Annotated in this window: 11 protein-coding genes, 3 tRNA genes and 1 riboswitch; of the genes, 3 read left to right on the top strand and 11 right to left on the bottom strand. The window is 61.4% G+C overall.

The features are described 5' to 3' along the window. Positions 1-49: 49 nt before the first annotated feature. Together R4P65_RS25925 and R4P65_RS25920 are read left to right on the top strand one after the other, a co-directional pair. Positions 50-1585, top strand: a complete 1536-nt coding sequence (locus R4P65_RS25925) for a CYTH and CHAD domain-containing protein (RefSeq protein WP_317828637.1) — start codon at positions 50-52, stop codon at positions 1583-1585. A 49-nt stretch (positions 1586-1634) separates the two neighbouring features. After that, on the top strand, positions 1635-2525 hold the full coding sequence (locus R4P65_RS25920; RefSeq protein ID WP_317828636.1) for a universal stress protein: 891 nt from the start codon (positions 1635-1637) through the stop codon (positions 2523-2525). 52 nt (positions 2526-2577) lie between these two features. On the opposite strand, the gene R4P65_RS25915 is transcribed toward R4P65_RS25920, so the two are convergent. Further along, positions 2578-3318 (bottom strand): VIT family protein, encoded by a 741-nt coding sequence (locus R4P65_RS25915; RefSeq protein WP_317828635.1) that lies wholly within the window; start codon positions 3316-3318, stop codon positions 2578-2580. A 131-nt stretch (positions 3319-3449) separates the two neighbouring features. Here R4P65_RS25915 and R4P65_RS25910 point away from each other — a divergent pair, with 131 nt between their 5' ends. Continuing rightward, positions 3450-4208 carry an SDR family oxidoreductase gene (locus R4P65_RS25910; RefSeq protein WP_317828634.1) on the top strand — a complete coding sequence of 253 codons (759 nt, stop codon included), beginning with the start codon at positions 3450-3452 and terminating at the stop codon, positions 4206-4208. 3 nt (positions 4209-4211) lie between these two features. On the opposite strand, the gene R4P65_RS25905 is transcribed toward R4P65_RS25910, so the two are convergent. The 10 genes from R4P65_RS25905 to R4P65_RS25860 all read right to left on the bottom strand — a co-directional run bounded on the left by R4P65_RS25905 (position 4212) and on the right by R4P65_RS25860 (position 13524). Continuing rightward, positions 4212-4844, bottom strand: a complete 633-nt coding sequence (locus R4P65_RS25905; RefSeq protein WP_019745059.1) for a TetR family transcriptional regulator — start codon at positions 4842-4844, stop codon at positions 4212-4214. 114 nt (positions 4845-4958) lie between these two features. Next, positions 4959-6302, bottom strand: a complete 1344-nt coding sequence (gene ftsW / locus R4P65_RS25900) for a putative lipid II flippase FtsW (protein ID WP_411742587.1) — start codon at positions 6300-6302, stop codon at positions 4959-4961. A 257-nt stretch (positions 6303-6559) separates the two neighbouring features. Further along, positions 6560-7210 (bottom strand): MFS transporter, encoded by a 651-nt coding sequence (locus R4P65_RS25895; protein ID WP_317828633.1) that lies wholly within the window; start codon positions 7208-7210, stop codon positions 6560-6562. Positions 7211-7671: 461 nt separating this feature from the next. Then, a complete protein-coding gene (locus R4P65_RS25890) occupies positions 7672-9066 on the bottom strand; it encodes an NtaA/DmoA family FMN-dependent monooxygenase (protein WP_317828632.1) in 1395 nt (464 codons plus the stop codon). Positions 9067-9095: 29 nt separating this feature from the next. Further along, positions 9096-10175: an LLM class flavin-dependent oxidoreductase gene (locus R4P65_RS25885; protein ID WP_317828631.1), complete on the bottom strand. Its 1080-nt coding sequence runs from the start codon at positions 10173-10175 to the stop codon at positions 9096-9098. A 4-nt stretch (positions 10176-10179) separates the two neighbouring features. Then, positions 10180-10275: riboswitch (SAM riboswitch) on the bottom strand. Positions 10276-10458: 183 nt separating this feature from the next. Beyond that, positions 10459-12087 carry an ABC transporter substrate-binding protein gene (locus R4P65_RS25880; RefSeq protein ID WP_317828630.1) on the bottom strand — a complete coding sequence of 543 codons (1629 nt, stop codon included), beginning with the start codon at positions 12085-12087 and terminating at the stop codon, positions 10459-10461. Between the two features lie 242 nt (positions 12088-12329). Continuing rightward, positions 12330-12406: transfer RNA gene (locus R4P65_RS25875), tRNA-Phe, on the bottom strand. A gap of 70 nt (positions 12407-12476) precedes the next feature. Further along, positions 12477-12550, bottom strand: a tRNA-Asp gene (locus tag R4P65_RS25870). Positions 12551-12685: 135 nt separating this feature from the next. Continuing rightward, a tRNA-Glu gene (locus tag R4P65_RS25865) sits at positions 12686-12758 on the bottom strand. A gap of 112 nt (positions 12759-12870) precedes the next feature. Continuing rightward, positions 12871-13524 carry a TetR/AcrR family transcriptional regulator gene (locus R4P65_RS25860; RefSeq protein ID WP_317828629.1) on the bottom strand — a complete coding sequence of 218 codons (654 nt, stop codon included), beginning with the start codon at positions 13522-13524 and terminating at the stop codon, positions 12871-12873. Between the last annotated feature and the right edge of the window lie 441 nt (positions 13525-13965).

The raw sequence follows: 13965 nt of genomic DNA, 5'->3' as shown, positions 1-13965 counted from the left end.
CCGATACCGGGAGGATGGAAGCGCAGACCGCACCGCAAGAGGAGACCAGATGAGCAAGACCGCTGACGTACCCGAAGCCGTACGGGAGATCGAGCGCAAGTACGAGGCGCCGGCCGAGCAGGAAGTCCCCGCCTTGGGTGGACTTCCCGGTGTTGTCGGTGAGCCGGTTCACGACTCGATACAGCTCTCTGCCACCTACTTCGACACCGCCGACTACCGGTTGCTCGCCGAGAAGATCACGCTGCGCAAACGCGAGGGCGGCGATGATGCGGGGTGGCACATGAAACTTCCCGCAGGCCAGGACACTCGAACCGAGATCCGGCTTCCGCCGGACGAGAGCACCGACGTCCCCTCGCCGCTGTCGAGTCTGATCCGGGCGATCATTCGCGGTCACGACCTGGTTCCGGTCGCCCTGATCATCACCGACCGGGAGCGCACCCGACTCAACGGCGAAAACGGTGTTCTGCTCGCCGAAGTGGTCTCCGACACCGTCATCGCCTGCAAGGCAGACGGTTCCGGTGAGTCGACGTGGCAGGAAGTCGAGGTCGAACAAAGCGCAGGCGGACAAGATCTGGCCGACGCAATCGAGACGGTTCTACTGGACGCCGGGCTGGAGCGTTCTGCAAGTCCGTCCAAACTCAAACGAGCACTGGGCACTTCGGTGACCCCGTACGCCGGTCACGAGATCACCACAGGCAAGGCGTCGAATCCGCGGATTCTGTTGCGCAATTACCTCATCGAACAACTGCGCGCACTGGTCGCAGCGGATCTGGGGACGCGTCGGGCCGACGACGAAGCCGTTCACGATTTCCGGGTCGCAGCACGTCGCATCCGAAGCGCTCTCCAGTCGTACGCCGGCCACTCCCCCAAGACCGACGATCTCATCGCGGATCTGCGATGGATCGGCGGAAAGTTCGGCGACGCCCGCGACGTCGAGGTCCAGTGGGAGCGTCTTGTGGAACGCCTCGGCGAAATCGACGAGATGCCCGAACGAGAAGCTGTGCGAGCTCGAATCGACGAGTACTTCTCGGCACGCGGTGAAACCGCACAGGAAACAGCCCTCGAAGCGCTCGATTCCGAGCGATACACCACGCTGCTCGATCGTCTCGACGAGTACGTCGGCGACCTCGAGTTCGACACCGTCGCGCACCGCGTGGGAAAGAAGGCGTCGGCACGAGAATTGGCTCGTACCCTGCGCCACCTGGCACACAAGGTGGGTAAGCGAGTCGATCACGTCTTCGACGCCGATACCCGCACCGATCGTGACGAGCGAATGCACCGCGCCCGCAAGGGAGCCAAGCGGATGAAGTACGCGATCGAGGTCATGGAACCCGTGTCGAAGACTCGAGCCAAGCGCGCCTTGAAGCACTTCAGCCACTTCCAGGACGTTCTCGGCGAGCATCAGGATTCCGTTGTCGCCCAACATCATCTGCTCGAAATTGCTGCGGAGCAGGAACACACTTCATTGACCAGCTTCGGGTTGGGTATGGCCTATCGGCGGGAATTGGAAATCGCCGACGGGCAATCAACCCTGCTACGCAAGACGTGGAAGGAAGCCGTGAAGTCAGCATCGTCACTCTGGTGACTTCGCTGTAACCAGTCGACCGATCTCGATCATTTCAGAGGGAGTAGACATGAACACACTTGCAGGACACCAGGATGTCGTCGCCGGTATCGACGGATCCGAGGCCTCGACGGCGGCGGCCCGGTGGGCGGCTTCGGTCGCGAACGCGGTGAACTCACGACTGATTCTGGCGCACGCCCTGCCACAGGAGGGCCCGATCTACAGTCCCGCTGCAGTGATGTTGCAGTCGCAGTTCCTCAGCCAAATCCGCGAAGACGGCGAGGCGATCGTCGAGGCTGCCGCCGCGGTGATTTCGGCTGAATTCCCGGAACTGACCATCGAATCCGAGATCGCTCCGGGGCCGGCGTCGACGCACATCCTCGAATCCTCGGGTACGGCACGCCTGATCGTGATGGGTTCGACCGGATCGGGCGCATTGCGATCGAGGCTGCTCGGATCGACCGCACTGAAGGTGGCAAATCACGCCACCTGTCCGGTCACCGTCTGGCGTGGTTCGGCGCAGAATCCCGGTCCGGATCAGCGTCCCGTGATCGTCGGAGTCGACGGAAGTGCGTTGAGCAAGAAGGCCGTCGAGTACGCGTTTCGTTATGCCGATCAGTTCGACGCGCCGCTCATTGCGGTCCACACCTGGCAGGGTTCGTCTACCTTCCGCGAAGGCGGAGCGGGGATCCTGATCGACTGGGAGGCCGTCGAGCAGGAAGAATCGGCGCTACTGGCAGAGAATCTCGCGGGCATGGCCGATCAATACCCGGACGTGCCCGTCACCCGTATCAGTGAACCCGGTGCCGCTGCCCCGGTCATGCTCAAATACGCCGACGACGCGCAGTTGATAGTTGTCGGAAGCCATGGCCGCAGTGCGATGGCCGGCGCCGTCATGGGCTCGACCAGCCAGAATCTCCTGCACCATGCGCCAGGGCCGGTCATGATCTGTCGCGCCTGATCTTCACCGTGCGCGGTTGAGGAGTCCAGGGGGTCCTCAACCGCGCACGGGGTCAGCCGAGGCCCGTGCCCACCAGCTGACCTACTCCGTACGTCACAGCCATCGCGAGCGCGCCGCCGATCACCACGCGCAGCACCGCTCTGGTCTTGCGCGCTCCGCCGAGCGTCGCGCTGATCGTTCCGGTCAATGCGAGTGCGATCAGCACCGCGAAAAATGCGATGGGTACGCGGATGCCCGTCGGCGGCAACAGAATTGCGACCAACGGGATCGCCGCGCCGATCGTGAACGAGATTGCCGACGAAATCGCTGCATGCCACGGATTGGTGAGATCGTCTGGATCGATACCCAATTCGACTTCTACGTGCGCCGCGAAGGCATCGTGCTCGGTCAATTCCTCGGCGACGCGGCGGGCCGTCTCCGGACTCAATCCCTTGTTCTCGTAGATCTCCGTCAGTTCCTGAAGTTCAGCCTCCGGGGTCTCGAGAAGTTCCTTCTTCTCCTTCTGCAGGAGTGCGCGTTCGGTATCCCGCTGAGCGCTGACCGAGACGTACTCGCCCAACGCCATCGATACAGCGCCGGCAACCAGACCTGCAAAGCCGGCCGTGAAGATCGCGGAGCGCTCGGTTGTCGCTGCCGCAACACCGACCACGAGGCCTGCGGTCGAGACGATTCCGTCGTTTGCGCCCAGAACACCGGCACGCAGCCAGTTCAGGCGATTGTTCAAACTCGGTGCGTGAGGTTCCGATTCTCCACCGGGCGCCCCGTCGGTCAACTGCACACTGTCTCCGGACATGGACCCAGATTAGGGCGATCAGTCCGGTTGCGATAGCAATCTGAGCCTGTCCTTCGCGTACTGATATATTCCGACCAGTACACCAACCAAGCATTTGTTAGGTTGAAGATCGGCAGACACTTGGAGGCATTGTGAGCGCAGCACGCACCGCTTTTGTCAGCGGCGGAACCGGCGGAATCGGGTCGGCGATCGCCTTGACTCTCGCCGAACGCGGACACGACGTCGCCTTCACGTACCGAAACAACAAGGACGCCGCCGAGCAACTGAGCGAGCAGATTCGAACCCATGGCGTGCGCTCCCACTCGTACTCTCTCGACTTGACCGACGAGTTGTCGATCAGCGCCGCCGTCAACGATGCGGTCCGTGATCTGGGCGCATTGACGACGCTGGTCCACGCTGCTGGACCGCACGTCCCGATGACCCACCTCTCACGCGTGACACCCGCGTTCTTCACCGAACAACTGAACCAGGAAGCAGCGGCGTTCTTCACACTCGTCCACACTGCCCTGCCTGCGCTGCGTGTATCCTCGGGTTCGGTGGTAGCGGTGACAACCGCGGCAACGGATCGCTTTCCCGTGCGCGACGGACTCTCCGCAGGCACCAAAGGGGCTGTCGAACAACTTGTTCGCGGATTCGCCGCAGAGGAAGGACGCTACGGCGTCCGGTTCAACGCTGTAGGACCAGGCATGTTGACGGACGGAATGGCGGAGCGACTGATCAGCTCTGCCGAACTCGACCAGAGCGCACTCGACGTGACAATGAGCCGAATCCCGTTGAAGCGCTTCGGATCAGCTACCGACATCGCCGAAGCAGTATGTTTCCTCGCAAGCGATGCCGCCGGATTCATCAGCGGCCAGAAGCTCAACGTCGACGGCGGCTACACCGTGTGAGTGCTATCCACCCAACTTGCGGAAGACCAGTCGCACGGCAAGTTCGAGGTGCGCCATCACCTCGTCCGTCGTCATGCGGCCGGCAACCCACGAGACGAGACTCGACATCCAGACGTCGTCGATCACCTTCACCGCGTCCATCTGCTGTTGCGAGACTTCCTCGACGCCGATCGCCTTCGCGAACATCTCGGTCACGACCCCACCGAGTGCGTTGAGTTCCGGAGTCGCCGACGCGTCCGCGAACATGTACGCCCGAACCAACGCTTCGTAACGGAGGTGATCGGTCTCGAGGACCTCCGTATTCTTGCGCAGCACAAACAGAATCCGGTCCGACGGAGTCTCGCCTGGGATTACAAAGTCTTGGAATCTGTCACGCAAACCCTCGAACATCCACAACAATGCGACGACAAGCATGTGGTTCTTGGACGGGAAATATCGGTAAACAGTGCCGATCGCGACGCCGGCGCGATCGGCCACCGATCGCATCTGCACCGCGTCGTAGCCGCCTTCGGAGGCGGATTCCATTGCGGCGTCGACAATCCGGCGAAAACGCGCTCGCTGCGACGGCGTCGTTCGACGCCCGGTCACCGAGCTACGTTCGACCACCGACTGGTCTGCCTTGTCGCCACCTGCCATGTCCACAACCCTTATTAGACGTCTTTTTGCCGATCCCCAATGTAGTCGCCCACCGCAATTGGCGGGTGCATGACTGCCCACTTCCAAGTTGCCGGGCAGCGGGACTGACCGAGATCAGGACGCGCGCCGCGGCCGATCAGATCGGCCGCGTCTACGTGGATCTTCCGACCAGTCGCGAGAGGGTGCGCGTCGGCCCGGAGCTTGAGTCCGGCGCCTGTCGGGTTGCGGTGCCCGTCGCTCCGGTCGGCGTTGACCAGTAGGGGCAGTCTGGGCGCGGCGAGCAGGCGGCCTACGTCGATCAGTCTGTGGTTTCTTGGCAATGCCGAACCGAGGCTTGCCGAAGACCAGCGGAATCCAGCCGCGACCGCTGCTCTCGGCCGAGGCGACTGCCTCGGGTTCACGGAACGCTGCGTGCGCGATGAGCCCGAACATCAGCAAAGTGGTGATCATCGACGTTCCGCCCGCTGAGATGAGCGGTAGTTGCAGACCGGTCACCGGAATCAGGCCAACCACGTAGGCGATGTTGATGAACGCCTGTACGACGATCAACGTCGTTGCCGTCGCTGTCATTACCTTGAGGAACGGATCAGTGGACCGTTTCGCGATCCGCAGCCCGACGATCAGAACCGCGGCAAAGAGAGCGACGACGATCAGCGCGCCGACCAGACCCAGTTCTTCACCGATCACGGCAAAAATGAAGTCGTTGTGTGCCTGCGGGAGGTAGCTCCATTTGGCGTCGGACTGACCAAGACCGCGACCGAAAATGCCGCCGTTGGCCAATGCGTACTTGGCCTGAGTGCTCTGGAAGTTCAACCCCTGCGGGTCGAGGTCTGGATTCAGGAATGCCTTGATGCGATCCGATCGGTAACCAGCAGTAAGCCCGAGCACGAGAAACGCGACGGCAGAACCGAGTGTGAGGCTGATGAACGTCTTCATCCGGAACAGTCCGAACCACAGCACCGACATGAAGATGATGCCGATCGTGATGGTGGTTCCGAGGTCCTTCTCCAACACCACCAGGACCAGAACGAGCAGCGTCGTACCGCCGATCACCGGCAGTGCACGGTTGACATCCATCCGCGCGTTCATGAACGACGCAACTGTCGCCGCGGACCAGATCGCCAAAGCAAGTTTGGCCAGCTCCGACGGCTGAAAGGAAATACCCGCGATCACGAACCAGCTGCGAGCACCCATCTGTTCCGAGCCGATACCTGGAATCAGGACCAGGACAAGCAGAACAAGACACAGGATCAGCAGCCATGGTGAGGCTCTACGCATCGTTTCGGTCGGCAACCGCACGACCGCCACGAACATGACCAAACCGATCGCTGCGAACATGCACTGCGGCCAGAAGCGGGCGTAGGACGTCCCGGACAGAACATAGGACTCGACGCCTGAAGACGACAGCACCATCAGCAGTCCGAACGCGACGATCAGGACGACCAGACCGACGATCATATGGAAATCGAACAGTGGCCGATTCGTCCACAACGCCGTTCGAGCGCGGAAGGGTGTCGATGTGCGGTCACGTTTGTCCGACGATCCACGGGGTGAGTTAACTGGCTCTCCACTCCCGCGACCGTTGGGCTTGTCTTCACTGCGACCGGTCACCACACAAGTATCGTCCCACGACTCCTAACCCATGGGTAACACAAGTCCCACGAGTCACACGGGCTCGGCCTCCCGGGGGCACTGTTGACCCACGAAATACCAGGTCACGCCCTGCGCCGACGGCTGTCTGCCACCTCTCCCGCCAACGACAGCGTCAACATGACGACGCAGACAGCCAGCGCGAACCCGAACGCACGTCCGTATCCCTCGGTCGACGACCCGAGCACACCGAGATACAACCCCGATACCGCGGCCAGAGAGATGGTCGCCGACAAGCGCTGCGACAGTTGAAGGAAGCCCGCTGCAACTCCGTTCGCGCCCGCCGGGGCATATTCGAGAGTCAGCACCCGATTGGGCGCGTCGACGAAGCCGCTGGCAACTCCCGACAACACCGCCAGGACCACCAGCACCGGGATCAGATATTCCCGAGGAATCAGATTGACCGCCACGATGTAGCCGAGGATGACAAGGATCTCGCCGACTATCGCGAAAACGACCGCACTTCGGCCGAACCTGGCAACCAGCCGCCATCCGAAGGCCGACGTCATTGCCATGGCGAGTGAGCTACCGGTCATGATCAACGCCGCACTCAGCGGGGCGAAGCCCAAACCTTCGATCAGATAGAGGCTGAGCACTCCGTTGACGGCGAGGATGGATCCGAACCAGAAGAGTGCAACGGTTGTACCCAGTCGGAACCACCGGTTCGGGTCACGATGGGCCACAACAGGAGCCCGGTCGTAGTCGCCAGCAGACACAACCCCACCGGATCGATCGACGCGCCCGATCGGGTGGTTCGATCACGGCGCAGAAAGCGAAACGCCAGAATCAGTGTGATCAGAGCAAACGGCACGTTGAGAACGAGAAGCAACCGTCATCCGAAGTCGGCGTCGACATATTTCAGCAGTACGCCACCGAGGATCGGTCCGGAAACGCCGGCCAGACCACCCGCGGTGCTGTACGCGCCCGGCGACGTCACCGAGTCGGCCCGCCGGCACCAGTGCCAAGCTTAAAGTCAGCGAATAGCTCGCAAGAATCCACTGCACCTCGGAGGTCGACGCGCCCAGCGACGCGCGGATCGACGGAACCCCGATTCCGAGCACCGCCGAATCGAGAAGAGTGGTGAGCCCGCGGCTACGCAGACGGTGATCTCCCAGCGGACGTCCGACTCGAGCTTGGTGGATTCGGCCGCCGCTGTGACCGTGTGGGACAGGACCCGCTACCCCGCAGCTTCAGACGCGGCCCGACGCGTGAGCGGCGGTCGCAACCCCAAGTGCTCTCGCAGCGTCGATGTGGAGTACTCGGTGCGGTACGCCCCACGCTCCTGTAGCTCCGGGATCAACCAGTCGACGATTTCGTCGAGCCCGGTCGGCACCAGGTACGGCGAGATGTTGAAGCCGTCCGAAGCTCCGTTGCGCACCCAATGGACCAACTGATCGGCGACCTGCCCCGGAGTGCCCGCAAAACCCGAGCGCTGCGAGGTCTCGATGGCGACCTGACGTAGGGACAGATTCTTTGCCTCGGCCAGAGCCCGCCATTCACGCGCAATCGCAATGGGGTCGTTGCCGTCTCGCGCGGAACCGCGCGTCTCGGAAACCGGGCGGGCAACCGGATCTTCCTCTGGAAGTGGATCGTCCGGGTCTCGGTCGGAAAGGTCCTTCCCCCACACCAATCCGACGAGGGACAGTGCAGTTTGGCCGGTGAACTGACCTTCAAGGACCCACCGTGTCTTCTCCTCGACTTCGGACTCGCTCTCCGCCAACACGATCTGCGTGCTGGGCAAGATCTTGACGTCGTCCTCCGGCCGCCCGACTCTACGCAAACGAGCCCGAATGTCGTCGGCGAAGTCGAGTGCGCCGTCGAAATGCGTCCCGTGCCGCGAGAAGATGACGTCGGCGTGCGTCGCCGCGAAATCGCGTCCAGACGGCGAATCGCCGGCTTGAAAGATGACCGGATGTCCCTGTCTACTGCGGGGAAGCGTCGGCGTCACGGAGATATCGAACTGCGAAGTCTGACGTCGTACGTCGCTCACGGCTCCCGGGGTCGACCAGTTCTCGGACGTGCGAGAACCCGAGATCGCGTCGTCGGCCCACGAATCCCACAGTGCCCGCGCGGTTTCGATGAACTGCCCGGCACGCTCGTAACGTAGGGAGTGATCGAGGAAACCCCCGCGACGGAAGTTTTCTCCTGTCCACGCGTTGTCGGTGGTCACCGCGTTCCAGCCGGCCCGTCCGTCGGAAAGTAGGTCGAGGCCGGAGAGTCGACGTGCGAGGTCGGCCGGTTCGTTGTACGTGGTGTTCTGTGTCGCGACCAAACCGATCTTGTCGGTGATACCGGCGAGGGCGGCCAACTGCGCAATGGCGTCGGGGCGGCCGGCGATATCCAGATCGAGAATCTTGCCGTTCTGCTCGCGAAGGCGAAGGCCCTCACCGAGGAAGAAGGCGTCGAACAGGCCTCGCTCGGCGGTGAGTACCAACCGCCGAAACGTCTCGAAGTCGATCTGGGATCCGCTCGAGGAATCGGACCAGATGGTGGTGTGGTTGACCCCTTGGAAGAAGACGCCGAAGTGAACGTGAGCGTCGGGTCGAGGTACGGCGGAGCGTGATGCAGTCATGGCCGAAATATCCTTAGCGCGAAGTCAAGTCAGGAGGAGTGGGCGAATCGATTTGCGGGCCGCTGCAGACCGAGGTTGCCCCTCAAGGTCGATCCCGGAACCGGGCGTCGCGTCAACCCGGCCTTGGACAGCGCCGGAAGCACGAATTTGGCCAGCACCGGAAGGTCCTCGTCGATCACGAGAGGGTGGAAATGAACACCGTCGAGGCGCCCGGCCAACTCCTTCAGAACTACGGCCGCTTCCCCCGGATCTGCATCCAGGAGCAGTCGGCCAGTGTCGACGGCATTCCCGTACGAGTTCAGCTCGGTCAGCCGCTGCGCCGCAGACAGATTCAGCGTATCGAAAGCCACATCGACCTCGGCGACCACCAATGACGCGCCCTCATCGCGCGCCTTGGCGGCCGACTGTGCAATAGTTTCCGCCGAATCACCGGACACAAGAACAACATCCGACTGGCGTGGATCGATCTCGCCGTAGCGGCCGAACACCACCAACTGGCCTTGAGGCGGCCGCGGAACGATTGCGGGCCCCTTCACCGAGAACGTCTCACCCTCGAAATTGACGTAATGCAGACGATCACGCTCGAGGAAACGCCCACTGAGATAGTCACGGACAACAGCGTCGTCCTCCCATGAATCCCAGAGATCGGTCACAACGGTGACCGAATCCCGCTGCTCCTGCTGACGCGCCGACTCCGTCGTTACCGGAGCCCTCCCCCACGCCCTCGCCGCGGCATCGTCTTCGACCGGAACAGCAAGCCAGCCGCCACGCCCACGCGAGGAGTAGTCCAATGTCGCCAATTGCGAAGAGGTGTGGAACGGTTCGGCGTACGTGGTCCCGACGACGGGGACCAGTCCGATCGTGCTGGTCGTCGCCGCCACGTATGACGCCCTGGAGACGGCGTCGACGCGGCCGACAATGTCACCACTCGGAGGGAGGATGGAATCGTCGAACGTCGCGAAGGTGAAGCCCGCATTCTCGGCAGCCGCGACGCGATCGCGCACAGCCTTACCCGTGAGCAACTGATCCGGGCGATGTGAGCTTCGGCGCCAGGCAGCGGGGTGAGTGCCCTCGCCGTCCAGTTCGATACCCACGGCAAATACAGTCATGTGTCCTCCATCGGTCCTGGCGGTAGCACCCACACTGCGGTTAGGTAGCGGGTTGCTGCGGCATCATCGAGCCAGGTCTCTCAGCCACTCTGGATGGTGGATGCAATCTATGCGGGCGACGCTGAACAAGTCAAATCGCGCTTGACGAATCATATTGACCTACAACATATTTCAATACAATCACCCTGATCGAAAGGGTTGCGCAAACACTAGCCGACATCGAAACCAAAGAGCCCCGCCCGACTGTCGTCGGACGGGGCTCGTCTGGAGGGCAGCAGTTGATCTACTTCGCGCCCAGCCAAGCCTGGTCGAACAGCATGATTCCCGTGGCTGTGGGAACGACGCCGTGGACGTTCTTCTGCCAAGCCCAGAACGACGTCAGCCCGCCGATAGGCGCCGACGGAACCGTCTCGTTCCACAGCGTCTGAATCTTGCCGATGATCGCCAGAGTCGACGAATTATCCTTGGCTTGTTGTAGATCTGCGATCAGCTGATCCATCGCCGGGTTCGCGTATCCAGCAGTATTCGCCATCGAGGTGCTGTTGGTCGTGGAGAACAATCCGAGATCGAGAATCGACTCGTACATTCCGATGCCCGCGTGCGCGAGGTCGAAATCGTGCTTGACGTAGACGTTCTGCACGATGTCGCCGGCGTTGTTGGCCAAGATCAAGTTCACCTCGAACCCGACGGCCTGCAACAGTGACTGCACGGCGAGGCCGATCGCTTGGTCCTTCGGCTCACTGAGAACGACGTAGTCGAGAGTGCCGTCGTATCCGTCTGCCTTCGCCTGATTCAGAAGCTCCTTGGCCTTTTCGGGGTCGTAGGCAATACCCGGTGTGTCCACATGCCATTGCGACGTCGGACCGAACAACTCCGAGCCCGGCAGTCCCTCACCGTTTTCCACGCGCTGATCGATCAATGTCGTGTCGAGCGCATAGCCGATAGCTTGGCGGACGCGAACATCCGAGCCCGGCCGGCCTTCACGATTGTTGACAATCTCGGCACTCCCGGCGTTGAGCACGTCGATGTAGCCGGGGTAACCAGTGGACTTGGCGGAATTGATCGCCGAAGTAAGGCCACGAATATAGGCGACATCGAGCTGACCACTGTTCAATGATTCGAGATTGGCCTGTGGACCGTTGAGTGCCACCATCCGCAATTTGTCCAGCTTGGGAGCACCGCCGTAGTAGGACTGGTTGGCCTTGAAGATTCGCTCGACGCTCGGCGTGAAGAGATCTTCGGTGAAGGGTCCGGCGCCCACGGCGGTGAACTTGTCGCCTTGCTGCGAACTCGGGGCGACGATCATCCCGTGCCCGAGAGCGAGCATCGACGGAAAGCGCATCCACGGCGTCTTCAGCGTGAAGTCGACCGTCGTGGAACCGCTTGCCTGCGCCGATTCCACCGAAGCCAGCCACAACTCGGCGCCATTGCCCTTGCCCGCGTTGTACCGATCGATGCTCGCGATCACGGCGTCGGCGTCGAGCGCGGAGCCGTCGCTGAACTTAACACCGTCGCGAAGTTTCAACGTCCAGGTGGCTCCGTCGTCAGAGGTCTCGAGCGATTCGGCAAGCTTGGGCTTGAATTCGCCACCAGCAGTGTCGTAGCTCATCAAAACGTCGTAAACAGCTGCGAATGCTTCTCCACCGGAACCGCCGCGCGCGGCAGTCTTGGTCGGGTCGAGAGAGGGAACGAGCACCTGCACGCCGTACGTCATGGTCCCGCCGGCGACCGCATTCCCCGGATCGGGCTGCTCGTTGACCATGCCGGTCACGATGTGTCCCGACGCGGTCGTCGCGTCAGTACCACTGTCGTCATTGCTGCTCGCGCAGCCCACCAACAGGACACCGGCACCGATCAGCGCCACTGCGACACGGCTGACGTTCCCGATGGGCCAAGATCTCGAGTGCGACACGGAGATTCCACCTCACTTCCAGTAGACGCGGCCAGGGATCGGCCGCAACCGGCTAATAGTGAGGTTCTCGACGGAGTGACACGCAGCACGTTCCCGGTGACCGGAATCATTCACGGAGACAAAGAATGCGTACAACTCAGATGATCGAGCCGAGCGGTTTACGGCGACTGACATCCGAACACGAAAAAGCTCCAACCTCATGTTCAAAGAACATCGAAGTTGGAGCTTGTCGATAAGAATTATGGTGGCCAGGGCCGGGATCGAACCGGCGACCTTCCGCTTTTCAGGCGGACGCTCGTACCAACTGAGCTACCTGGCCGGACGGCACCCGAACCGAATGCCTATCGCATTGCGTTGTTCTCAATCAAGTGACTGAGAACAACGCTTTGCGACCCTGACGGGACTCGAACCCGCGACCTCCGCCGTGACAGGGCGGCGCGCTAACCAACTGCGCCACAGGGCCTTGCTTTTTCCTTGCTGTGAAACCGTACTACATCTTCGAGCCGCTCCCAAACCACTGTCCTGGCCTGGCATTTGTGCATCTCAAAGCGTGTCGTGCGGGTCAAACCATACTGCATCGTTTCGCTTTCGCAAAACGTACCCCCTACGGGATTCGAACCCGCGCTACCGCCTTGAAAGGGCGGCGTCCTAGGCCGCTAGACGAAGGGGGCCCGCCGGATCTCTCCGAACTAGTACCCCAACGGCGTTCCGTTGGGAGCTTGGATAGCTTATGGCACGGCATTCGGAAATCACAAATCGCCTGTTCACGGACAGAAAAGTGCACTATTCAGTGTCAGGGAACTCCACTTGGGGCCACCCGTCACGATGGAACGTCTCCAACCACTGCGGCGTAGCCATGGCTTCGAGGACTACTTCGAGAGACTCCTCGAACCACTCGCCCAGATCCCCGCTGGAGGCAATCAGGTCTGCCATGTACCGCTGACCCGCAAGGCTCGCCGCCAGTACGCGTGTGAATTTGACCGGGTCGGCATCTTCTCGCAGCAATCCGTCGTCCTTGGCACGCACCGCCAACTCGTAGGCGGACTTACCCCAGACCTGCCCGCCACCCGATTGCACATCCTTGTAGAACTCGGGCTCGATGATCAGGCGGAATTCCGCCTGCACGATCACCTCGGCACGAAAGACTTCTGCAATGTCGAGCACGAGTCCGTGCAATGCAACGAATGGATCGAGGTCTGTCCTCTTGGCCCAACGATCAGTGATTTCAGTGAAGGTTTCGATGGCCGAGGTCAGAACTGCTCGTGCCAACTCTTCCTTGGACTGGAAATGAAAATACATGGCGCCTTTGGTGGCGCGGGAGCCCTCGAGGATCGTGTTCACCGACGCAGCTGCATAGCCGCGCTTGGCGAATTCGACTGCAGCCGCTTCGACCAGGGCGGCGCGGGTACGCCGCGCACGCTCTTGTTGACGTGCCATTTACGGTGTTGTGCCTCTCGCAGAGTTGTTACGCAGAATCGCCGTGATCGGCGCCTGTCATCCCCCGAAACTTCACAATATCCCCTCCAACACACCCTACGTAAGGACTAGAGCGATACCCGCCAAAAGTACTAGACGCAATCGGCTTTAAGGGGGGCAACAACCGACTTTATGCCCAAAAGACACCAAGTGGTATGGTTTTGGCCGCTCGGGTGCGCCGCAGGGGGTGCGCATCCGAGCTTTTTCGTGCCCGAGATTCCGATAATCCGACCTCACAGACGGAACTGCTTCGCCGACCGATGGACGGCAACCCCAAGCTTTTAAACAACTCGTGCAATTGTTTATTCCCTCTTTTCCATCGAAAGATAGTGCCCCGTGGCGTGGTGGACTTCGGATCAGGTGAGCGTTTCGCGTTGTGATCAACGAGTCATGATGAATGTT

Source organism: Rhodococcus sp. IEGM 1318 (genome assembly GCF_033142465.1).
Lineage (GTDB): Bacteria > Actinomycetota > Actinomycetes > Mycobacteriales > Mycobacteriaceae > Rhodococcus_F > Rhodococcus_F qingshengii_B.
This window is presented reverse-complemented; position numbering and strand designations above follow the sequence as displayed.